The sequence below is a fragment of the Bacillus sp. WC2507 genome (assembly GCF_052656125.1).
Map to the genome: position 1 here is coordinate 506,817 of NZ_JBQXPN010000001.1, position 22,348 is coordinate 529,164.

At 33.0% G+C, this 22,348-nt stretch carries 20 protein-coding genes; all 20 read left to right on the plus strand.

Annotated features, from left to right (window positions below; genetic code table 11):
- The first annotated feature begins 174 nt into the window (after nt 1–174).
- The 20 genes from bpsC to ACUN28_RS02825 all read left to right on the plus strand — a co-directional run bounded on the left by bpsC (nt 175) and on the right by ACUN28_RS02825 (nt 22,334).
- A complete protein-coding gene (gene bpsC, locus ACUN28_RS02730; protein WP_445423333.1) occupies nt 175–1,056 on the plus strand; it encodes a UTP--glucose-1-phosphate uridylyltransferase BpsC in 882 nt (293 codons plus the stop codon).
- A gap of 60 nt (nt 1,057–1,116) precedes the next feature.
- Nucleotides 1,117–2,922, plus strand: a complete 1,806-nt coding sequence (locus tag ACUN28_RS02735) for a polysaccharide biosynthesis protein (RefSeq protein ID WP_445423334.1) — start codon at nt 1,117–1,119, stop codon at nt 2,920–2,922.
- Between the two features lie 60 nt (nt 2,923–2,982).
- A complete protein-coding gene (locus ACUN28_RS02740) occupies nt 2,983–3,624 on the plus strand; it encodes a sugar transferase (protein WP_098585128.1) in 642 nt (213 codons plus the stop codon).
- A complete protein-coding gene (locus tag ACUN28_RS02745) occupies nt 3,625–4,488 on the plus strand; it encodes an NAD-dependent epimerase/dehydratase family protein (protein ID WP_445423335.1) in 864 nt (287 codons plus the stop codon).
- Nucleotides 4,489–4,506: 18 nt separating this feature from the next.
- Nucleotides 4,507–5,616: a glycosyltransferase family 4 protein gene (locus ACUN28_RS02750; protein WP_445423336.1), complete on the plus strand. Its 1,110-nt coding sequence runs from the start codon at nt 4,507–4,509 to the stop codon at nt 5,614–5,616.
- A 20-nt stretch (nt 5,617–5,636) separates the two neighbouring features.
- A complete protein-coding gene (locus ACUN28_RS02755) occupies nt 5,637–6,959 on the plus strand; it encodes a UDP-glucose dehydrogenase family protein (protein WP_098585125.1) in 1,323 nt (440 codons plus the stop codon).
- Between the two features lie 2 nt (nt 6,960–6,961).
- Nucleotides 6,962–7,960: an NAD-dependent epimerase gene (locus ACUN28_RS02760; protein WP_445423337.1), complete on the plus strand. Its 999-nt coding sequence runs from the start codon at nt 6,962–6,964 to the stop codon at nt 7,958–7,960.
- Nucleotides 7,961–8,002: 42 nt separating this feature from the next.
- Entirely contained in the window at nt 8,003–8,572 is a 570-nt protein-coding gene (locus ACUN28_RS02765) for an acyltransferase (protein ID WP_445423338.1), read from the plus strand.
- A 4-nt stretch (nt 8,573–8,576) separates the two neighbouring features.
- Nucleotides 8,577–9,725 (plus strand): glycosyltransferase, encoded by a 1,149-nt coding sequence (locus ACUN28_RS02770; protein ID WP_445423339.1) that lies wholly within the window; start codon nt 8,577–8,579, stop codon nt 9,723–9,725.
- Between the two features lie 207 nt (nt 9,726–9,932).
- Nucleotides 9,933–11,120 carry a glycosyltransferase family 4 protein gene (locus ACUN28_RS02775; RefSeq protein WP_445423340.1) on the plus strand — a complete coding sequence of 396 codons (1,188 nt, stop codon included), beginning with the start codon at nt 9,933–9,935 and terminating at the stop codon, nt 11,118–11,120.
- Nucleotides 11,121–11,129: 9 nt separating this feature from the next.
- Entirely contained in the window at nt 11,130–12,401 is a 1,272-nt protein-coding gene (locus ACUN28_RS02780; RefSeq protein WP_445423341.1) for a hypothetical protein, read from the plus strand.
- A gap of 99 nt (nt 12,402–12,500) precedes the next feature.
- A complete protein-coding gene (locus ACUN28_RS02785) occupies nt 12,501–13,937 on the plus strand; it encodes an oligosaccharide flippase family protein (RefSeq protein WP_445423342.1) in 1,437 nt (478 codons plus the stop codon).
- Nucleotides 13,938–13,944: 7 nt separating this feature from the next.
- On the plus strand, nt 13,945–15,048 hold the full coding sequence (glf, locus tag ACUN28_RS02790; protein ID WP_327986530.1) for a UDP-galactopyranose mutase: 1,104 nt from the start codon (nt 13,945–13,947) through the stop codon (nt 15,046–15,048).
- A 257-nt stretch (nt 15,049–15,305) separates the two neighbouring features.
- Nucleotides 15,306–16,220, plus strand: a complete 915-nt coding sequence (tagU, locus tag ACUN28_RS02795) for a polyisoprenyl-teichoic acid--peptidoglycan teichoic acid transferase TagU (protein ID WP_445423343.1) — start codon at nt 15,306–15,308, stop codon at nt 16,218–16,220.
- 98 nt (nt 16,221–16,318) lie between these two features.
- A complete protein-coding gene (locus tag ACUN28_RS02800; protein WP_445423344.1) occupies nt 16,319–17,137 on the plus strand; it encodes an SGNH/GDSL hydrolase family protein in 819 nt (272 codons plus the stop codon).
- A gap of 89 nt (nt 17,138–17,226) precedes the next feature.
- Entirely contained in the window at nt 17,227–18,219 is a 993-nt protein-coding gene (gene galE / locus ACUN28_RS02805; RefSeq protein ID WP_097863775.1) for a UDP-glucose 4-epimerase GalE, read from the plus strand.
- Nucleotides 18,220–18,340: 121 nt separating this feature from the next.
- Nucleotides 18,341–19,012: a response regulator transcription factor gene (locus ACUN28_RS02810; RefSeq protein ID WP_061679386.1), complete on the plus strand. Its 672-nt coding sequence runs from the start codon at nt 18,341–18,343 to the stop codon at nt 19,010–19,012.
- 11 nt (nt 19,013–19,023) lie between these two features.
- Nucleotides 19,024–20,454 (plus strand): HAMP domain-containing sensor histidine kinase, encoded by a 1,431-nt coding sequence (locus tag ACUN28_RS02815; protein ID WP_098585115.1) that lies wholly within the window; start codon nt 19,024–19,026, stop codon nt 20,452–20,454.
- A 66-nt stretch (nt 20,455–20,520) separates the two neighbouring features.
- A complete protein-coding gene (locus tag ACUN28_RS02820; protein ID WP_390258235.1) occupies nt 20,521–21,303 on the plus strand; it encodes a DUF3919 family protein in 783 nt (260 codons plus the stop codon).
- Complete coding sequence (locus ACUN28_RS02825; protein ID WP_390258236.1) at nt 21,300–22,334, plus strand: ABC transporter substrate-binding protein; 1,035 nt, start codon at nt 21,300–21,302, stop codon at nt 22,332–22,334. Before ACUN28_RS02820 ends, ACUN28_RS02825 begins: the two co-directional genes overlap by 4 nt.
- The last annotated feature ends 14 nt before the right edge of the window (nt 22,335–22,348 follow it).

The following is a 22,348-nucleotide window of genomic DNA, read 5'->3' on the forward strand; positions in this document are numbered from 1 at the left end:
TTTATTTCGAACCTACCTTAGACGCTTGTCGTCGGGAGTATGGCGTGAGGATGGGTTAGATGCCCATAATTTATTTGTGATAGAAACTCTACCTATGGAGTTATAAGAATGACCCTATAGGTAGGGTTTTTGTTATTGTTACATACAAATAAAAGGATATAAGGGGGACTACAATTGAAAAAAGTAAGAAAAGCAATTATCCCAGCAGCTGGTCTTGGGACGAGATTTTTACCAGCGACGAAAGCGATGCCGAAAGAAATGTTGCCGATCGTTGATAAGCCGACGATTCAATACATAGTAGAAGAAGCGATAGAATCAGGAATTGAAGATATTATTATTGTGACTGGAAAAGGAAAGCGTGCGATTGAAGATCATTTTGATCATTCTTTTGAATTAGAACAAACTTTGCTTGAAAAAGGAAAATTAGAAGTACTTGAAAAAGTACAGGCTTCTTCAAAAATTAACATCCATTACATAAGACAAAAAGAGCCAAAAGGTTTAGGACACGCAGTATGGTGTGCGCGTAAATTTATTGGAAATGATCCATTTGCAGTATTACTTGGTGATGATATTGTCCAAGCAGAAACACCATGTTTAAGACAACTAATGGATCAATATGAAGGAACGCAATCGTCTGTTATAGGCGTACAAACGGTGCCTGAAAATGAAACACATCGTTACGGTATTATCGATCCAGTTGAACAAAATGAACGTCGTTATCAAGTGCGTCAATTTGTAGAAAAACCAGCAGAAGGTACAGCACCATCAAATTTAGCAATTATGGGTCGTTATGTGTTAACACCAGAAATCTTTATGTTTCTAGAGGATCAACAAACAGGTGCTGGTGGGGAGATTCAATTAACAGATGCGATTCAACGTTTAAATGAAATTCAACGTGTATTTGCGTATGACTTTGAAGGAACTCGTTATGATGTTGGCGAGAAGTTTGGTTTTATTAAGACTACAATTGAGATGGCACTTCAGCATGAAGAATTGAAAACAGATTTAATGAAATACATGAAAGAACTTATAAAAACAGAAAGGGTACATTCATAAGAGAATGTACTTTTTTCTTATTGGTAAAATACAAAGTGTATAAAGAAGGGAACAGATATATTGAGTTATCGAAAACGGCTCTCATTATTAATTTTATTAGATTCATTTATCGTATTAACTGCTGTGTATTTAAGTTATTGGTTTATACATCCTAATGTATTAAACAAAATTCCTATGACAGTGGTTATTAGTTCTATTACATTATTGTGTAGTCATCATGTTTTTGCTGCTATTTATAAGCTGTATAACAAGGCATGGGAGTATGCAAGTATTGGAGAATTAAAACAAATATTTAAATCAATTACGCTTTCAATTATTGTAACAGCAATAGTTCAACAAATCATAAATCATGATATTTACGTTCGGATTTTAGTAATCGCATGGATGCTACATTTATTATTAATTGGTGGCTCTCGCTTTGTGTGGCGCATGTTCCGTGATACATATATTACTAAAGCTGCCGATAAAAAACGAACATTGATTATTGGTGCTGGTTCAGCTGGAACAATGGTGGTACGTCAATTGCAACATAATAGAGAGGCAGATTTATATCCAATTGCGTTTGTTGATGATGATAGAAATAAACAAAAATTAGAAATTTATAATGTACCGGTTATTGGTACAACAAATTATATCAAAGAAGTTGTAGAAGATAACGATATTGAACATATCATCATCGCTATTCCTTCCTTAAATCGTAAACAAATAAACGAGATTTTTGAAAAATGTAGAAAAACGAAGGCGAAAACGCAAATTGTTCCAATGCTGGAGGATCTTCTAGATGGTACAGTTTCTGTTAATGAAGTACGTGATGTACAAGTAGAGGATTTATTAGGTAGGGAGCCAATTCAATTAGATGATGCCGGTATTGTAGAAAAGATTGCAGGTAAAACAATTTTAGTAACAGGTGCTGGAGGATCAATTGGATCAGAAATTTGTCGTCAAGTAATGAAGTACAAGCCGGGTAAAATTGTTCTTCTAGGACACGGTGAAAACAGTATTTATAATATTGAAATGGAAATGAGAGTTACCTATAAAGATACAGTTGAAATTACGACAGAAATTGCAGATGTACAGGATCGAAATAAGATTTTTGAAATAATTGATAAGCATCGTCCGTATATTGTTTATCATGCAGCTGCACATAAACATGTGCCCTTAATGGAACGTAACCCTGAAGAGGCTGTGAAAAATAATATTTTTGGTACAAAAAATGTTGCTGAAGCAGCGGATACATTTAAAGTGAATACATTTGTTATGGTTTCTACAGATAAAGCTGTAAATCCTACAAATGTAATGGGAGCTACAAAACGATTTGCAGAAATGCTTGTACAGCATCTGGCAGATGTAAGTACTAATACAAGGTTCGTTGCCGTTCGATTTGGTAATGTTCTTGGAAGCAGAGGAAGTGTAATCCCATTATTTAAGAAGCAAATTCAAAAAGGTGGTCCTGTAACAGTCACTCATCCTGATATGATTCGTTACTTTATGACAATACCAGAAGCCTCAAGACTAGTTATTCAGGCTGGAACGTTAGCTAAAGGTGGAGAGCTTTTTGTTCTGGATATGGGGGAACCAGTAAAAATTGTTGATTTAGCAAGGAACCTTATTACTCTTTCCGGGTATTCTATTGAGGAAATTGGAATTGAATTTACTGGATTAAGACCTGGAGAAAAAATGTATGAAGAGCTATTAAACGAAGGGGAAATTCATCCTGAACAAATATTCCCTAAGATTCATATTGGGAAAGCTGTCCTAATGGATCAAGAAATTTTAAGACAGTTTATGAATGGTTTTGAAGAAATGAGTAAAGAGGATATAAGAGAAAGATTGATAGAAATTGCTAATACTAAGGTTTTAAATTAAAAGTTATTTAATTCCTAGAACGTTTATCTATATGTTGAGAAAATTGAGGTGGTAATAAAAGTGATATATAAAAAGAGTTTGAAACAAATAATAGATGTTATTGTTGCGATTGTAGGGTTAGTAGTATCATCGCCAGTATTCTTATTATTAATAATTTGTATAAAGTTGGATTCAAAAGGCCCTGTTCTATTTAAACAACGCCGTATTGGTAAAGGGAAAAAAGAATTTTATATTTTGAAGTTTAGGACAATGAGGATTGATACTCCAAAAGATATGCCTACTCATCTCTTGGAAGATCCTGATATGTATATAACGAAAATCGGTAAATTTTTACGAAAAACAAGTTTGGATGAACTTCCACAAATTATTAATATTATTAAGGGTGAAATGAGCATAATCGGTCCTAGACCTGCACTTTGGAATCAATATGACTTAATTAAAGAACGTGATAAGTATAGTGCAAATGATGTTACACCAGGATTAACTGGATGGGCACAAGTAAATGGAAGAGATGAACTTCCTATTAATGTAAAGGCGAAACTAGATGGTGAATACGTAGATAAATTATCACCATTATTCGATTTAAAAGTATTTTTTATGACTATAAAAAGTGTTTTGAAATCTGAAGGTGTTAAGGAAGGGAAAAGTAAAAGTAACAATAGTGAACAAAACTCTGAAACGAGAAAAGAGGCTAGTTCATAAATGGATAAGAAACGAATCTTAATAACTGGAAAAGAAAGTTACATAGGAACAAATTTTGAGAAATGGGTTAATAATTGGTCAAGTAAATATGATGTTGACAAAATATCTGTTAGAAATGATGGATGGAAACAACAGGACTTTTCTCAATATGATGTCGTTTTACACGTAGCTGGAATAGCTCATGTTTCAGCTGATCCTAAAATGGAAGAAATGTACTATAAGATTAATAGAGATTTAGCAATTAATATTGCAGAAAAAGCTGAAAAAGAAAATGTAAAACAATTCATTTTTATGAGCAGTATGATTATCTATGGTGCAGATGGAAAATTAGGTGAACCTAAAATTATTACTGCAGAAACTGAGCCAAGTCCTATTGATTTTTATGGGCAAAGTAAGCTCGAAGCTGATTTAGCTATTCAAAAAATGAATAGTAATAAATTTAAAACGGTTATGGTACGAACGCCAATGGTATATGGACCAAATTGTAGAGGGAATTTTCCTAGGCTGAAAACATTGGCACAAAAATCACCTATTTTTCCTGATATCAGTAATGAGAGAAGCATGATATTCATTGATAACTTATGTGAATTTTTAAAGGGTGTTATTGATAAAGAATTAAATGGGATATTTTTCCCGCAAAATAAAGAATATGTTAGTACAAAAGATATTATTAATCTTATGGCTATCAACATGGGTAAGAAGGTCCACTTTATTAAAACATTTAATCCAGTCATAAATATAATGTCAAAAAAGATAAATGTCGTTAATAAGGTATTAGGAAATAAAGCGTATGATAAAAAACTAAATCCTGATTTTGACTATTGCGTTGTTGACTTTGAAACTTCTATAAAAATAAGTATGTAATTAGGTGGACATAAAACTATGAATAAAAAAGTACTATTATTAGGTAACCATGGATTTGTAATATACAATTTTCGTAAAGAACTAATACAAAAATTATTAAGGGAAGGGTATGAAGTATATATATCTTTACCTAAAGACGAAAAAGTAGATAAGATGATTGAATGGGGATGTAAATTCGTAGAAACAAATGTGGATCGACGAGGTACAAACCCGATAACTGATTTTAAACTAGTAGCGCACTACATTAAAATATTAAAGGAAATAAAACCGGATGTTGTATTAACATATACGATAAAACCAAATTTATATGGAGGGTTAGCTTGTAGACTTTTAAACATTCCATGTATAAATAATATTACAGGTCTAGGAAGTGGATTTAGTAAAAGTGCGCTTTTAAAAACATTTTTATCTACTTTATATAAAGTGAGTTTGAAAAAATCTTACTGTGTTTTCTTTCAAAATACTGAAGATATGAGAATGTTAGTGGATAGAAATATAATTAAAGGGCATTATGAACTCATTCCAGGTTCAGGAGTAAATTTAGAAGAATATAAGTTTAAAGATTTTCCAGAAGAAGATGTGTTGAGATTCATCTTTATTGGTAGGATTATGAGGGATAAAGGTATTGATCAATATTTAGAAGCTGCAAAAATAATAAAGACAAAATATCCAGATACACAATTTAATGTTATAGGTTTTGTCGAGAAAACACAGCCACATTATAATGATATGATTAATCAGCTGCAAAACGAAGGTTTTATTACATACTTAGGGTATCAATCAGATGTTAAACCATTTGTTAAAGAAGCTCATTGTCTTATTCAAGCTTCTCATGGTGGAGAAGGTTTATCTAATGTTTTATTAGAAGCAGCTGCTACTGGGAGAGCATTGATTGCCTCTAATATACCTGGTTGTAGAGAAACAATTTCAGAAAATCAGAATGGATATACATTTGAAGCTAAAAACACAAGTAGTTTAGTTGAGCAAATTGAAAAATTCATTTGCCTGAGAGATGTTGAGAGAAAACAAATGGGTATAAACTCTAGAGAAAAAATTGAAAAAGAGTTTGATAGAAACATAGTAATAAAGGCATACATGAATAAAATTGATCAAATTTGTAATAAATAAATGGATGTGGAGTGTAGAATATGACCAAAATAGCAGTAGTCGGAACAGGTTATGTAGGTTTAGTATCAGGAGCCATTCTATCAGATTTTGGACATACAGTGACGTGTGTTGATGTCGATCAAAATAAAATCGAGAACCTGAAAAATGGTGTAATTCCTATATATGAACCAGGATTAGAGACAGTCGTACAAAAAAACCATTACTATAAGCGTCTTAACTTTACCACTGATATTAAAGAGGCTGTAGAAAATAATGATGTTATTTTTATAGCAGTAGGTACACCGCCGGCAGATGATGGAAGCGCCGACCTTCAATATGTACTTGCAGTTGCAGAGAGTATTGCAAAATATATGAATGGATATAAAGTAATTGTAGATAAATCTACTGTGCCAGTTGGCACAGGGCAAATTGTTAAATCTACAGTAAAAGAAGCACTGGATAAAAGAGGAATTGAGTATGATTTTGATGTAGTTTCAAATCCAGAATTTTTAAGAGAAGGTTCTGCTGTTAGAGATTTTACTCATCCTGATAGAGTTGTTATTGGGGCTGAAAGTGAAAGAGCATTAGAGTTAATGAAGGACGTCTATAGAGTTCTTTATCTGAACGAAACACCATTTGTAGAAACTAATATTGAAACAGCAGAAATGATTAAATACGCTGCAAATGCTTTTCTTGCAATGAAAATAACATTTATTAATGAAGTTGCTAATGTATGTGAAAAAGTTGGTGCAGATGTTCAGAAAGTAGCGAAAGCGATGGGGCAAGATGGGCGGATTTCACCGAAGTTTTTACATGCAGGCCCTGGATATGGAGGGAGCTGTTTCCCAAAAGATACGAAGGCTCTTGCAAGAATAGCTCATGAACACGGTGAAACTATTTCTCTAATTGAGGCGACAGTAGAAGCAAATGAAAAACAGAAGTTGAAAATGGTAGATAAAATTGTTAATGCTATGGGTGACGTTGACGGAAAAACATTTGCTATTTTAGGTATTACTTTTAAACCTAATACAGATGATATGAGAGATGCACCGGCTCTTGTAATTTTACCTGAGTTAGCAAAACGTGGGGCGAAATTTAAAGTGTATGATCCTGAGGGACTAAAAGAGGGAACATGGCGTCTGGAAGGAATTAAAGACAGTATTACGTGGTGTGAAACGGCCTACGAAGCAATTGCAAGTACAAGTGCTACAGTGATCTTAACGGAGTGGAATGAATTTAGGAACCTTGACTTCGATAAGCTTCGTGAAATAGATGGAAGTGAGTATTTCTTTGATTTGAGAAATATTTATAATAAAAAATCCATGATTGAAAAAGGCTTTAAATACTATGGTGTAGGAGTCTGAAAATGAATTTAAAAAATGTAGATTCTAAAAAAATATATTTAATAACAGGTGCAGCCGGTTTTATCGGTATGCATCTTTCTAAAAAATTGTTGGAAATGGGTTGTAAGGTTATTGGATATGATAACCTTAATGACTATTATGATATTAGTTTAAAAGAAAGTCGTTTAAACATATTAAATCAGTACGATAATTTTACTTTTCATAAAGCTGATTTAACAGATAAGGAATATCTAGAAAAACTGTTTAATGAAAATAATATTCATATTGTTGTTAATCTTGCTGCACAAGCAGGTGTCAGGTATAGCATAGAAAATCCAGATGCTTATATTCAATCTAATATTGTTGGTTTTTTAAATATCCTTGAAATGTGTAGACATCATAAAGTGGAACATTTGCTTTATGCATCATCAAGTTCGGTATATGGTGCAAATAAAAAAATACCGTTTTCAACGGCAGATCAAGTGGACAATCCAGTTAGTCTATATGCGGCAACGAAAAAATCAAATGAGTTAATGGCTCATACATATAGCCACTTGTATAATGTTCCAACAACTGGCTTACGTTTTTTCACTGTGTATGGCCCTTATGGAAGACCAGATATGGCATATTTTTCTTTCACAAAAGCCATTACAGAAGGGAAGCCTATAAAAGTATTTAATAAGGGAGATATGTATCGAGATTTTACGTATATTGATGATATTGTAGATGGGATAATGAAGCTGTTAGAAAATTCCCCTGTACTTAATAATAAAGAATTACCATACAAGGTTTATAATATAGGAAATAATAAACCTGTAAAATTGTTAGATTTTATTCAGGCTATTGAATCTGCAGTAGGTAAAGAAGCTGTTAAGGAGTACTATCCAATGCAGCCAGGAGATGTTTATCAAACATATGCAGATGTTTCAGATCTGATTAATGATGTAGGGTTTAAGCCAGATACTCCAATTCAAGAAGGAATAAATAAGTTTGTGAAATGGTATTATAATAAAAACAGATAGATATTTCAATAAAATTAGAAGTATGAACTTTCAGGTGAGAATATGAGAAATAGAGATAAACTAAGAAAATTCAAAAAAATAATAGATATATTGGTTAAGATATTTTTGATATTGCCTAAGCCTATAGTGAGATTCTTATTAACTTATAATAGAAGAAATTCATCAAAGATGGCAATGCTATTAAATTATTTATGTGTAAAAAAATTAGCTAAGAGTTGTGGTGATAATGTAGCAATATTTTCTAATGTATACCTATTAAATATTGAGAATTTAGAAATAGGTAATAATGTTAGCATTCATCCTATGTGTTATATTGATGCTGTTGGTGGGATACAAATAAAAAATGATGTATCAATAGCACATGCTACTAGTATTCTTTCTAGCGAACATGTGTATGATAATTTACTGGTAAACATTAAAGATCAAGGATTAAAATTGAAAAGAACAGTAATAGAGAACAATGTGTGGATTGGTGCGGGTGTTAGAATTTTATCAGGTGTGAAAATTAAATCAGGAAGTATTGTTGCTGCGGGTGCTGTAGTGAAAAAAGATGTGCAAAACGATTTAATAGTTGGAGGGGTACCGGCAAAACTCCTGAAAGCAAGGAGGTAATTTAATGAAAAGCTTAGTATTTGTTCATGATCATAAAGTAAAAAAGATAAATAATAATTATTATTCTAGTGGTGGGTTAGGTCAAAATGTTTTAAATAGGTATCTAAAATATTTTGATACCATTACCTTGTTAGTAAGATGTGAGGTAATTCACGATGAGAATATGATAGATAGGTTAAAGTTGGTAAATAGTGATAAGATTCAAGTGGTTGAGATTCCTGATTATAATAAAATTAGCAATTTAGGAATGATAAATAAAATAGTTGAAAAAGAAGTGGCAAAATCAAGCTATTTGATATCAAGGTTACCGAGTATCTTAGGAAGTATAGCCATAAAATCAAGCGAAAAGCTTAAAATTCCTTATGCAATTGAAATGGTTGCTTGCCCATGGGATGGTCTTTGGAATTATGGGAATTTAAAAGGGAAAATAATGGCACCTTTAATGTTTTTATATACAAAAAAACTGGTAAGAAACTCAAAAAATGTAATATATGTAACCAAAACATTTTTACAAAATAGATATCCTAATTCAGGCCACAATATAGGCTGTTCGGATGTTGAAATATTTGATGCTAGTGAAGAGACTTTAGATTATAGATTAAATAAAAATCTCAAGGAACAGAGGAGTATTAAGGTTGGGTTAATTGGAGGGCTGAATACTAAATATAAGGGCCACGAATTTGCATTTAAAGCTATAAAAACACTCTCTAATGATTACAACATTGAACTCCATTTATTGGGCAATGGTGATGTTTCGACAAGAAGTTCACAAGTACAGGAAATGGGGATTGAAAGAAACATAATATTTGATGGTACAAGGGAAAATGGTGAAGAAGTATGGAAATGGTTAGATAATATGGACATATACATTCAGCCTAGTTTACAGGAAGGTTTGCCAAGGGCTACGGTTGAAGCTATGAGTCGAGGATGTGCAGTTATAGCTTCGGATTGTGGAGGATTAGTAGAGTTAATAGATCCGGAATTTTTAATCAAAAAAGGGGATTATGGTGATTTAGCAAATAAATTAAAAAAACTAATAGAAGAACCAGAATTATATAAACTGCAATCAAAAAGAAATTTTATTAAATCAAAAGAATTTACGGCTGAAAATTTAAATAAGTTAAGGGATAGATTTTATTCAAATCTCCTTTAATGTGTAGTTATGTGGATAAATAGACAATAATATCTTAGTTCCTTCCATTGATAACGGGCCTAATCCTTGAATTTATATTTTAGGATAGGGTTAATGTTGGGATTATAAAAGGAATAAATGATAGTAGTAAATAAAATTGTGAACATTAGTAAGTAGTCACAACTGAAAAATCACATAAATTAATAAGAGAAGTGTGAAGGTGAGAACATGAATTATATAGCATACCCAGGAAATATTGATATTAGGAGAGGAGGTCCATCAGGTTATATTGCTAACTTAGAAAAAGGATTAAATAAAATTAACCAAAAACAAGATGTGTCAATTATCTCGAAGAGGAGTAATGTTTCGAGTCAGAAGAGTGAATCGTTAAAAAAGATATTATTTAATAGTATTGTAGGGAAAAATAATTTCATGGCTAGTAAATTTGGAGAAAAAAAATTCATAAAATATCGAGATATGGCGATTAAACAACAACTAAAAGAAATTACATTCACTGAGAATGATATTGTTCATCTACATTCTGTATTAGACTACAATAAATTTAGTGAGTATGATTTAAAATCAAAACTTATTTTAACTCCGCATACACCAGAAAGTATTTCTGATGAATGCGTAAACCTAATAAAAAATAATTTTAATAATATGAATCTCGACTTGAGGGGCTTTAAACATAAAATTAAAGAACTCGAAAAAAATGCGTTTGAAATGTGTGAATACTTTATATTTCCTTCGAAGGAATCCATGGAAATATACTCAACCTTTATTGAGGATTTTGAATTAATAATGAAAGATAAAAAAATTCATTACAATCTAACGGGCTGTCAAAAGCTAAGTCATAAGTTAACAAGGGAAGAATTTAGAAAGAAACATAATATAGAAAAAGATGCATTCGTAATATCTTATATAGGGAGACATAATCACATAAAAGGTTTTGACATTCTTAAAGACGTAGCAAAAGAAGTTTATAAAGCAGATAAAGAAATAGTATTTATTAGTGGTGGGACTGGGGATATTAAATCAGAAAGTAATAATTTTATAGAATTTGGATGGACGGATGATCCAGGAAGTATTGTAAATGCTTCTGATTTATTTATATTACCGAATAGGAACACTTATTTTGACTTGGTGCTATTAGAAGTACTGTCAATAGGAATTCCGGTTTTAGCATCTAATACAGGTGGAAATAAAACAGTTGCTAATATGACAAATGGAATTGAATTGTTTGAAAATGGGGATGTTGCTGAAGTTGTAGAAAAAGTTCTTGGTTTTAAGAATGATAGTAATATTCTAAAGGAAATGGGTAATAGCAATAGTATTTGTTATAATACGCATTTCACTTTGGAAAAATTTGCTGAGAGATACTCTGAAATACTAATGAATATAAAGAAAGTGTGATAAAGAATAATGTTATTTGTAAATATTTTGAGTGGCATCATTCAAACTGCAATAATATTAATAATATTGAAGAAGTTAATTATTGAGAGAAAATTTTCATTCAACTATACCTTTTTAATTATATATTATCTAATATTTACACTCCCTTTAATATTAGATAATATTAAAGGGATTCCAAAGTATTCGGAAAGATCACAACATATATATGAATTTGTGAATACAGAAGAGGTAATATTGATTTTTAATATTATTAATATTATTATTTTTTGTGTTTTTTTTATCTTTAAAAAAGAATTTTCATTAGAAATCAATTTAGAAAAAATGCCTAAAAAAAAGTTATTAAATCTAATATTATTAACACTAACATTGGCACCAGTAATATTAGCTTTGATTAATATTAATAATATTCCTTCTTTTAAATATGGTTATTTAGTAGCTGCTTCAAAATATAATTCAGATATATTATCTTTATATCAAATGTTTTTAAATATTACTATGCTCTCAGTACCAGCAGGTTTGATATATTTAATATTAAACCGTCAGAAGCACATTTATATTTCTTTTATAGTATATATTTCAGTAATTTTCAGTATGTATATAAACGGAAAAAGAATGGTAGTTTTCTTATTTTTCATCTTGTTGCTTGTTAAGGTGTACATAAATAATACAAGGCGCTTTGTCATGATGATTTGTATATCTATAGTAAGTGTGGTTATCTTTAATAATTTTTATTCAACCTATTTTGATGAAAATTATGGATTAAATAAATTCTCAAATGATGGTTATTTACAATTTAGAATTGATTATTCTAGAGATCATAATGTAAAAATGGCGATCTTTAAAGAATTAAATGAAAATGAAAATCCAATATTAGAATATAGGGGGCAAAGCTTCCTGTATAATGTTTCTTTTTTCATTAACAGGGACGATTGGGAGAATAAACCATATCCTTACGGTGTTTATGTAACAGCTGCATCAGTAGGTCTTGCTCAGCCTCAAAATTTAGGGTGGCAAATGACAACTAGTATGTTAGATGAAAGTATAGCAAACATGGGATTACTGTTAGGAGTCACTTTTTTCATCTTATTCTTTATAATTATCTTAAAGATAGGATATAAGTTTAGAGAAGATATTTTAATATTGACGGTCACTAATTTTATTATATTTCTTTTTTTAACTATGCAGTTTTCTTTCAGTATGCCTTTTGTATTATTTTGGATTTGTTTAATTGTGTTTAAGTACATTCAAAATAGATTAAGATTTAGTAAAAGTTTGGGTTGAAAGCTATGAAAGATAACGATGGTTTATATATTTTTTAGGTAGTATGTCTAAAAAAATGTAGTTTTATATTGATTCTAGAACAAGAATTTGAGGAGTATTATGAGTAAATTATTATCAAATTATATATATAACTCTTTATACCAAATGATGGTTTTGTTAATCCCTTTAATTTCTATGCCATATCTTTCAAGGGTTCTTGGTTCAGAAGGAATTGGTATCAATGCTTTTTCTCTTTCTATTGTACAAGTTTTTATTTTATTTTCTATATTAGGGATACCGTTATATGGAAATAGGCTGGTAGCTTCTGTAAAGTCAAAAGGTATAGAAAAGCTATCAAGAGAGTTTTGGAGTATTTTTATAATACAGGTTTTAAGTTCAGTTGTTTTTTCCCTTATGTATGTTCTTTTTGTATTTTTTGCAATAGAAAAAAACCAAATGATTTTTTATATTCAAGGGCTTATGTTATTTGCATCAATGATAGATATTGCATGGTTATTCTTTGGGCTAGAAGAACTCAAAAAAGTACTCGTACGAAATATGATTGTTCGCTTTTCTTCACTCTTGTGTATCTTTATTTTTGTAAATGATAAAGATGATTTAGCGATATATGTATTAATAAGTGTTTTATCAAATATTCTTGGTCAGGTATTGATGTGGACACAGGCTTTTAAATATGTGAAAAGGATTGAAATTTCAAAGGTTTGTATATCAAAGCATTTAAGGCCTGTAATGCTCATATTTCTACCACAGGTTATTATTCAACTCTATGTTATTGTCGATAAAATATTATTAGGCGTAATCGCGAACGAAACTGAAGTAGCTTTTTATGATCAGGCATTAAGAATCGTTAAAGTTACACTAAGTGTTATAACTTCCGCTAGTACGGTTATGCTTCCTAGGATTGCTGCTGAATTTTCTCAAAATAATATGGATAAAATAAAATTATATAGTAATATTGTGGTGAAATTTGTTCTCTTTATGACTATTCCAATGGCAGTAGGGTTAGCTGGAATCGCTCAGACATTCACTTTATGGTTTTTTGGTCCAGGTTATGAAAAAGTCGGAACACTAATTATTATTCTGAGTCCAATAATAGTTTTAATTGGTCTTTCAAATGTTTTTGGGATGCAAATACTTATTCCTATTAATCAACAAAATAAAGTAACGATGGCCGTAAGCATAGGTGCTATTATTAGCATTATAGCGAATGTTATTTTAATTAAATATATTGCTAGTATAGGGACTGCTATAGCTACAGTTTTAGCTGAGTTTATAGTCACATTTATACTATTGTTTAGAGTTAGAGACATTATCAATCCTATAAAGTATACCAGGGGATTTATAACATATAGTATAGCTTCAGCAATAATGGGAATTACTATTTATTTATTGGGTACTTATTTGGAAATATCAATAGTTTTTATAACCATTATTCAGGTAGGGATAGGATTTTTAGTTTACTTTATAATTCTTTATATAGTAAAGGATGAGTTCCTTTTTAATGTAATAAATAGATTATTTAAAAGAAAAGGATGAGAAAATAATGTATGATTATTTAATTGTAGGAGCCGGTTTATTTGGAGCAGTGTTTGCTCATGAGGCATCCAAAAAGGGGAAAAAATGTCTTGTTATTGATAAAAGAAATCACATTGGTGGGAATGTGTATACTGAAAATATTGAAGGTATAAATGTTCATAAATATGGAGCGCATATTTTCCATACCAATAATAAAAAAATATGGGATTATGTAAATGGCTTTGTTGAATTTAACAGATATACAAATTCTCCGGTTGCAAATTTTAAAGGAGAGATTTACAATCTACCTTTTAATATGAACACGTTTAATAAATTATGGGGGGTAATAACACCTCAAGAAGCTAAAGAAAAAATTGAAGAACAAAAACGAGATGCTAAAATTACAGAGCCTAAAAACTTGGAGGAACAGGCTATTTCACTAGTAGGAACTGATATTTATGAAAAATTGATTAAAGGTTATACAGAAAAACAATGGGGACGCTCTGCAACGGAATTACCGGCATTTATTATTAATCGATTACCGGTTCGTTTTACTTATGATAATAATTATTTTAATGATAAGTATCAAGGTATTCCTATTGGTGGCTATAATGTGATGATAGAAAAAATGCTTGAAAGCAGTGAAGTTAGGTTAGGGATTGATTTCTTTGAAAACAGGGAAGAGTTAGAAGGAATGGCTCATAAAGTGGTGTTTACTGGAATGGTTGATCAATTCTTTGATTATAAACACGGTGTACTGGAGTATAGAAGTTTACAGTTTGAAAATGAAACAATATCTAATATTGAGAATTATCAAGGTAATGCTGTTGTTAACTATACGGATAGAGAAACTCCTTATACAAGAATTATTGAGCATAAACATTTTGAATTTGGTTCTCAAGAAAAAACTGTAATTACAAAAGAATATCCTTCTGAATGGAAGCCAGGTGATGAGCCATACTATCCAATCAATAATAAAAAGAATACAGAACTATATAAGAAATATAAAGAATTAGCTGATAAAGAAGATAATGTGATATTTGGTGGTCGATTAGCTACTTATAAATATTATGATATGCATCAGATTATCGGTTCAGCATTAGTTACTGTTGAAAAAGAATTAGGTATATAATTAAGAATAGATTTTAATAGGTTGGTTATTATAATCTTATTGATCTGGAAATAGTTTGTAGATGACTGCTCGTTGGAAAATTACTAATTTCATATGGAAATCTAATAATATTAATGATAGATTTATTTTCATCTAAGTTATCTTTAGTAATATTACAGGTGAATTAGACCTATCAGGAAGCAGGATAAAATAAAATGTTTATTTTGCTAAATCTTAGTATAATGAGTTAGTACATAGATAAAAGGAAGGATTAAGAGATGAAAAAGAAAATTCTATTTTGGGTATTAGGGATTATAGGGGTAATGATTATAGGTGGTGGAGTATATGCTTATAATGTATATTCAAAAGTCTCAAATACATTAAATGAAGTTCACAAACCATTGAAACGTGATAAAGACTCTAATAGCTCAGAAACAGCCAAAATCAGTAAATCTGAACCAGTATCTATCCTATTATTAGGAGCCGATGAACGCGGTGATGATAAAGGCCGTTCAGATTCTTTAATGGTTATTACTTTAAATCCTAAAAATAATTCAATGAAAACTGTAAGTATTCCCCGTGATACATATACAGAAATTGTTGGAAAAGGGAAAAGTGATAAGATCAATCATGCTTATGCATTCGGTGGCGTAGATATGTCTGTTGCAACTGTAGAAAAATTCTTAAATGTTCCTATTAACTATTATATTGAGGTAAATATGGAAGGTTTTAAAGATATCGTTGATGCGGTTGGCGGCGTAGAGGTAAATAATGATTTAGAGTTTACTGCGAATGGTCATCACTTTGCTAAAGGTAATGTACATCTAACAGGTGACCAAGCTCTAGCGTTCACACGTATGCGTAAAGAAGATCCTCGAGGTGATTTCGGACGTCAAATGCGTCAACGCCAAGTAATGCAGGCTGTTATTAAGAAGGGTGCAAGTTTCTCTTCTTTATCAAGCTATGGTGATGTGTTAACAGCGATTCAAAAGAACGTGAAGACAAACTTAACTCAAGATCAAATGTTTGATATGCAAAAGAATTATAAAGATTGCTTGAAAAATAGTGAAGATATCCAAATCTCAGGTGACGGCCACAAAGCCGCTGATGGTATTTGGTACTACTATGTTCCGGATGCTGCGAAACAAGATTTAACGAATAAGTTAAGAGCGCATCTTGAAGTGACTAAGTAATATGTAATAACCCAACTCCTTTGGAAGGAGTTGGGTTTATTTTTGCGTGAATTTATATTAGTATTATATATTGTGAGATTAATAGATGAGGTGAATCGATGAATAAGAAAGCAGTACTTGTCCTAGTTATTTTTGTATTGTTTGTCGCTTCGGTTGTGAGCGGTAAATTATATTGGAATAAGAAGATTGCGAATGCGACGGGACAGACGAGTGAAGTAACGAAAACGAAGTCTGAAGTGAAAGATAGTGAAGCGAAGAAATCAGAGAAGAAACAAGATGCGAAGTCATCTTTTAATGAAGCATATGCGAAGAATTTACCAGATGAAGTGAAAGAGAAGTTAAAGAAAGCTGCTGAGGATAAGAAGGCAGTAAATCTTGTTATTGTTGGTGATGAAGCTTCTTCATCTGAAAAAGATGCTTGGGCAGCTAAGTTAACGGCTAATTTAGAGACTGCTTACGGTAAAGGTTTATGGAATGTGACGGTAAAGGAATATAAGGGTGAAAGTACAGACGAGTTAATCGCAAATAAGCGTGATAAAGAGATTGCGAAAGATAATCCAGATGTGATTTTATTCGAACCACCATTTATTACTGACAATGGTAAAACTGGTAATGGAAATTCTGTTGCGAGTACGCAGAAATTTGTACAAGCACTTTCTACTAGTGCAAAGGGTGCTACGATTATGATTCAACCACCAAACCCAGTGTATGGTGCGAAGAATTATCCGAAGGCAATTGAGGCGTTAAAGCAATTTGCGACGCAAAATGGTTATACATATGTGGATCATTGGGGAGCATGGCCTGATGCAACAACGAAGGCTATCCTGCCATATTTAACAGAAGAATTTGGTTTCCCAAGTGCTAAAGGGCATGAAGTTTGGGCACAATATGTAACGGATTATTTCGTTGCTAAGTAATAAAGGTACACAAAAGGTATACGAGCAATCGTATACCTTTTATAATAAGAGAGTGAATAAGAAATCCTAATATATGTAGGAGGAAGACAATGAATTCAATTCTAATCTGCGGCGGAGCTGGTTATATCGGTTCTCACGCTGTGAAAAAATTAGTAGATGAAGGTTTATCTGTAGTAGTAGTAGATAACTTACAAACTGGCCATGAGGATGCAATTACGGAAGGTGCGAAGTTTTATAATGGCGACCTTCGTGATAAAGCATTTTTAAGAGATGTTTTTAAACAAGAAAATATTGAGGCAGTTATGCACTTTGCAGCTGATTCTTTAGTTGGAGTTAGTATGGAGAAGCCTCTTCAATATTATAATAATAATGTGTATGGTGCACTTTGCTTATTAGAGGTAATGGATGAGTTTAAGGTAGATAAGTTTATTTTCTCTTCTACTGCGGCAACGTATGGTGAGGTAGATGTAGACCTTATTACTGAGGAAACGATGACAAATCCAACGAATACGTATGGAGAAACGAAGTTAGCAATCGAGAAGATGCTTCATTGGTATAGCCAAGCTTCTAATTTACGTTATAAGGTTTTCAGATACTTTAACGTAGCTGGTGCAACTCCAAATGGTATTATTGGGGAAGATCACCGTCCAGAGACGCATTTAATTCCTCTTGTGCTGCAAGTGGCGTTAGGTCAACGTGAGAAGATTATGATGTTTGGTGAGGATTATAATACACCAGATGGTACTTGTATCCGTGATTATATTCATGTTGAAGATTTAGTGGCAGCTCACTTCTTAGGGCTTAAGGACCTACAGAACGGCGGAGAGAGTGATTTCTATAACTTAGGAAATGGTAATGGTTTCAGCGTGAAAGAAATCGTTGATGCAGTTCGTGAAGTTACAAATCATGAAATTCCAGCTGAGGTAGCACCGCGCCGTGCGGGAGATCCAGCACGTTTAGTTGCTTCTTCTCAGAAAGCGAAAGAGAAGTTAGGATGGGATCCTCAGTATGTAAATGTGAAGACAATCATTGAGCATGCTTGGAATTGGCATCAGAAGCAACCTAATGGGTATGATAAATAGATATAATAAGTGAAAGAGAGGGTATTGTCGTTCAACATATGTTCGACAATACCCTCTCTTTTTTTATAGGATTTTTGCTATACTAAACTGTACTATAATACGGGATGGAAGGAGGAGAATAATGAAAATATTGGTAGTTGATGATGAGTCGAGTATTCGTAATTTGATTCGGATGCAGTTAGAGATGGAAGGGTATGAAGTGCTCACGGCGGCTGATGGAAGAGAAGCTTTAGAGAAATGGAATGAAGGACCGGATGTATTGATTTTGGATGTTATGCTTCCAGATACAGATGGGTATGAGTTGCTTCGTTTGTTCCGTGAGAAGAATAGAGATATTCCAGTGCTCATGTTAACTGCGAAGAGTCAGATGAATGATAAATTGCTTGGTCTGCAGCTTGGTGCAGATGATTATGTGACGAAGCCGTTTAATTATGCGGAGCTTATTCTTCGGGTCAAGAATATGACGCGGCGTGTGAAGAAGACAGAGGTAACGGTAAGTCATGAAGTAATTGGAGCGGGAGAGATAACAATCTGTCCTAAGGAAAGAAAGGTGCATGTTAGTGGACAAGAAATTCAATTAACGTACCGAGAGTTTAATTTATGTCAGTTGTTTGTTTCCAATCCGCAGCGTGTATTTATGAGAGATGAGTTACTTGAGAAAGTATGGGGATTTGAGTATATCGGAAATACGAGAGCAGTTGATATTATGGTGCAAAGGCTACGGAAGAAGCTAGGGAATAGCGGGGAATATATTAAGACAATTTATGGCGTCGGCTATAAACTGGATTGTTAAGTGGTGATGGTATGTCTTTAAAAAGGAATATGGTGTTTGGAATAGTGGGACTGTTAATCCCGATTTTTGTTCTTTTGTACGCGGTTGTTTATATTACGTTAGAAAAGAATATGTATCATAACGCGGCAAATTCTTTAGAAAAGTTAAGTGTAGAAGCACAAATTTATACGATGAATTATTTAGAGAAGGAAGCAGAGGTGGAGACGCTCGGTCCGAATTCACTTTTAATTGCTTCGTATTTAGCGAAGCGCATGGATGTACGTGTACAGATGATCGGGAAGAATGGAGATGTTGTGGCGGATACGCAAAAAGGAGCACTTCTTCATCGGAATATCGATATTCCGAGTTCTTTGAAGGGGAAGAAATCGTATGTTTTTGAAGAGGGAGACCCAGCTCCAATTCTTTTGTTTTCAAGCCCAGTGTATTATGGAAACGATGTCATCGGAAGTGTTCGTTTTATAAACGAGTTAACGGGTGAGAAGGAAGTTTTAACAAATGTCGGTTGGACGTTTTTAATGACGTCCCTTTGTCTCGTAGCTGCGGGTATTTTCTTTGCAATTCGTTTGGCGAAGTCTCTGCATAAGCCGATTGATCAGTTAAGGCAAATGGCGCAGCGACTTGCGAATGGGGATTATAAAAGCAAGATTGAGCTAAATGAATATGTGGAAATTGCTCAGCTTTCAGCATCTTTTAATGCGATGGCCGATGGAATTGAATTGCATATTAAGCAATTGAAAGAGGAGAAAGAGAAGCAGAAAGATTTCTTAGACCGTATTACGCATGAGTTAAAAACACCGCTAACGGCGATTATTGGTTATGTGGATTTAATTCCGAAGTTAAAGGCAAAGGAAGATGTACAGGAGAGCCTTCGTTATGTAGCTGTAGAAAGTGAGCGTTTATTATCACTTGTAGAGGAGTTACTTAAGTCTTCAAAGTACGGGACGAGTACGTTTGAAGTGTCACCTACAGTTGTGAATATAAAGGAATTAGCAGAAGAAGCAGTTTCAATTGTGAAACCTCGCCTGCAGAAATTTGAGATTGAAGTTATAAATGAGTTAACAGATGTACATGTTGTTGCAGATTTCGATAAGACGAAACAGATTTTCTTAAACGTGCTTGATAATGCGATAAAATATAGCGATGCTACGCAAATTCGTATGAATGTAATTGTAAATGAACGTGAGGCGAAGGTTTTTGTTCATGATGATGGCATTGGTATAGATGAAGGTGTGCTTGCAGAGTGGAATGAATCGCCAGAAGGGAAGGTACTTCCTTCTAGTTACGGGAATGGTTACGGTTTGTATATTTGTCAGGAGATTATGAATAAGCAGGGTGGAAGTATGCGAATTGAGAGTAGTGAAGAGGTTGGTACTACAATATTTATTACATTCTTGCTTCCGAGACGGATGGAAGACATAAAAAACTTGAAAGCGGTTAAATGATACATTTATGAAACAATTATGCGGTATTTTCGAAACAACGTTTTTTTATCTTGGAGGTAGGCAGAAATGAAAAGGCTATCATTTCAAATTCTTATGTTTGTCCTTTGTATAATCGTTTCTCTTATTTTGTTTTATGTGATGGAGAAGCAAATATACAATCGAATCACAATAGTGAATGACAAACAAACTGTTTTACAAAGGGTGAATGAATCCCTGCCTACTGAAATGAAGGTTAGGCATGAAAAGTGGGGAGAAATTGTTATAACGGATGAAGTTCGTTTGCATACGATTGTTTCATTCTTTGACCGAATTCAAATAGAACCGAGAGAAGCTAAGAGTCAAGAACAAGTATTTACTGGAGAAGTAACGTACTTGAACGGACATAAACGTACTTTTGCAGTAGGTGACTTGTTCCAGTACGGGGCTGATATGTACGGAAAGAATGGTATGGACCCAATGATTTCAGCATTTCAAACGTATTTGTTAAGCCTGTATTACACGCCAGAACGTATTAGTGATTTTTTTGCGTCAGCGCAGGATGTCATAGTGCGCCAAGGTGATGTAGAACGTGCGATGAATCTTACGCACATACTTGATTCGATTCGGTACGCAAAGCAAATTACAGATTACGGAGAAATACAGAAATTATTACAATCACAGAATGAACCGATTGCTTATATTACCGCTTATAAAACAGGGAAGCGTATAAAGAATGAGCGAGAAGACATTCTTACTATTTCTGTATATCCATCGTACTTTGTTGTGCAATATCTCGGTGATAATAATGGGAATGTCATGTATATGAAAAGCTCCCTCGCAAATTTATTTGTAAAGGAGAATGTGTCATGAGAAAGATAGCCTTTTTCTTCTTTTTGCTAGTAATTGGAGGAGCGATGTCTAGTTGCTCTCGAGATACAACCTCTATTAAATATAATAAAAATGGTCTCCCTATTTTGGAGAATCGTCATCTTGTTGCGTATGTAGCAGCTCGTGAGGAAGTGGGTGAAGCTTTGCTTTCATCATTTTGTAAACCACGCGGCTGTACGTATGAATTTATTCGTCTTTCGACAGAAGAGCTTCTTCGGAGGGTAGAAGAGGAAGCTGGAAATCCGAAAGCGGATATTATTATTGGCGGTACGGTAGATGCGCATCAAATGATGAAACAAAAAAATCTATCTATTCCTGTTACGAGTCAGCATGCGAATCGTATTTCAAAAACTGTTAAAGATAAAGACGGTTATTGGTACGGTTATGAAGTGGAGAAACTGGCAATTGCGATCAATAAAGAGCGGTGGAATGAAGAAATAGCACCGCTCGGACTTCCTTATCCATCAAGGTGGCAAGATTTATTAAATCCAGTATATAAGGGAAAGATTGTGATGCCAGATCCAAATGTATCAGGAACAGCATATACGTTTTTTCAATCACTTATTGATACGGTAGGTGAAGAGGAAGCAAAAGCATATGTGAAGAGTCTCGCAGGGCAAGTTGGTGAAGTAACGGTAAATGGTTACATGCCAGTAGAACTAGTTGCGAGTGGTAAGTATATGGTAGGCATCAATTTCATGGGAGATCAGAGAATGCTTCAAAAACAAGGCTTTCCAATTGTAAGTATTGTACCTGAGCAAACAGGGTTATCTGTTAATGCGATTTCGAAACTAAAACGTGCACCGAATGGTATTATTGCGGATTTATTTATTGATTATTGTTTATCAGAAGAAGCGGGTCACATTTTAGAAAAGGTTTCGTTTGGCGTACCAACAATGTTTGCGAAGAACGAGAAAGAAATTGAAGGACAGCCGGTTAGAAGAACAAACAAAAATATATCAAATAGTGGAATAATCGAGATATGGAATAGACAGCGTCTCTCTCAGAAGTGAGAAAAGGAGACGAA

Bases quoted from the DNA above. Each gene is read 5' to 3' on its own strand.
- tagU (WP_445423343.1), top strand. From the start codon at position 15,306: ATGAAAAAGAAAATTCTATTTTGGGTATTAGGGATTATAGGGGTAATG.
- ACUN28_RS02825 (WP_390258236.1), top strand. From the start codon at position 21,300: ATGAGAAAGATAGCCTTTTTCTTCTTTTTGCTAGTAATTGGAGGAGCG.
- ACUN28_RS02745 (WP_445423335.1), top strand. From the start codon at position 3,625: ATGGATAAGAAACGAATCTTAATAACTGGAAAAGAAAGTTACATAGGA.
- ACUN28_RS02775 (WP_445423340.1), top strand. From the start codon at position 9,933: ATGAATTATATAGCATACCCAGGAAATATTGATATTAGGAGAGGAGGT.
- ACUN28_RS02765 (WP_445423338.1), top strand. From the start codon at position 8,003: ATGAGAAATAGAGATAAACTAAGAAAATTCAAAAAAATAATAGATATA.
- ACUN28_RS02780 (WP_445423341.1), top strand. From the start codon at position 11,130: ATGTTATTTGTAAATATTTTGAGTGGCATCATTCAAACTGCAATAATA.
- ACUN28_RS02755 (WP_098585125.1), top strand. From the start codon at position 5,637: ATGACCAAAATAGCAGTAGTCGGAACAGGTTATGTAGGTTTAGTATCA.
- ACUN28_RS02815 (WP_098585115.1), top strand. From the start codon at position 19,024: ATGTCTTTAAAAAGGAATATGGTGTTTGGAATAGTGGGACTGTTAATC.
- ACUN28_RS02785 (WP_445423342.1), top strand. From the start codon at position 12,501: ATGAGTAAATTATTATCAAATTATATATATAACTCTTTATACCAAATG.
- ACUN28_RS02800 (WP_445423344.1), top strand. From the start codon at position 16,319: ATGAATAAGAAAGCAGTACTTGTCCTAGTTATTTTTGTATTGTTTGTC.
- glf (WP_327986530.1), top strand. From the start codon at position 13,945: ATGTATGATTATTTAATTGTAGGAGCCGGTTTATTTGGAGCAGTGTTT.
- galE (WP_097863775.1), top strand. From the start codon at position 17,227: ATGAATTCAATTCTAATCTGCGGCGGAGCTGGTTATATCGGTTCTCAC.
- ACUN28_RS02750 (WP_445423336.1), top strand. From the start codon at position 4,507: ATGAATAAAAAAGTACTATTATTAGGTAACCATGGATTTGTAATATAC.
- ACUN28_RS02770 (WP_445423339.1), top strand. From the start codon at position 8,577: ATGAAAAGCTTAGTATTTGTTCATGATCATAAAGTAAAAAAGATAAAT.
- ACUN28_RS02810 (WP_061679386.1), top strand. From the start codon at position 18,341: ATGAAAATATTGGTAGTTGATGATGAGTCGAGTATTCGTAATTTGATT.
- ACUN28_RS02820 (WP_390258235.1), top strand. From the start codon at position 20,521: ATGAAAAGGCTATCATTTCAAATTCTTATGTTTGTCCTTTGTATAATC.
- ACUN28_RS02760 (WP_445423337.1), top strand. From the start codon at position 6,962: ATGAATTTAAAAAATGTAGATTCTAAAAAAATATATTTAATAACAGGT.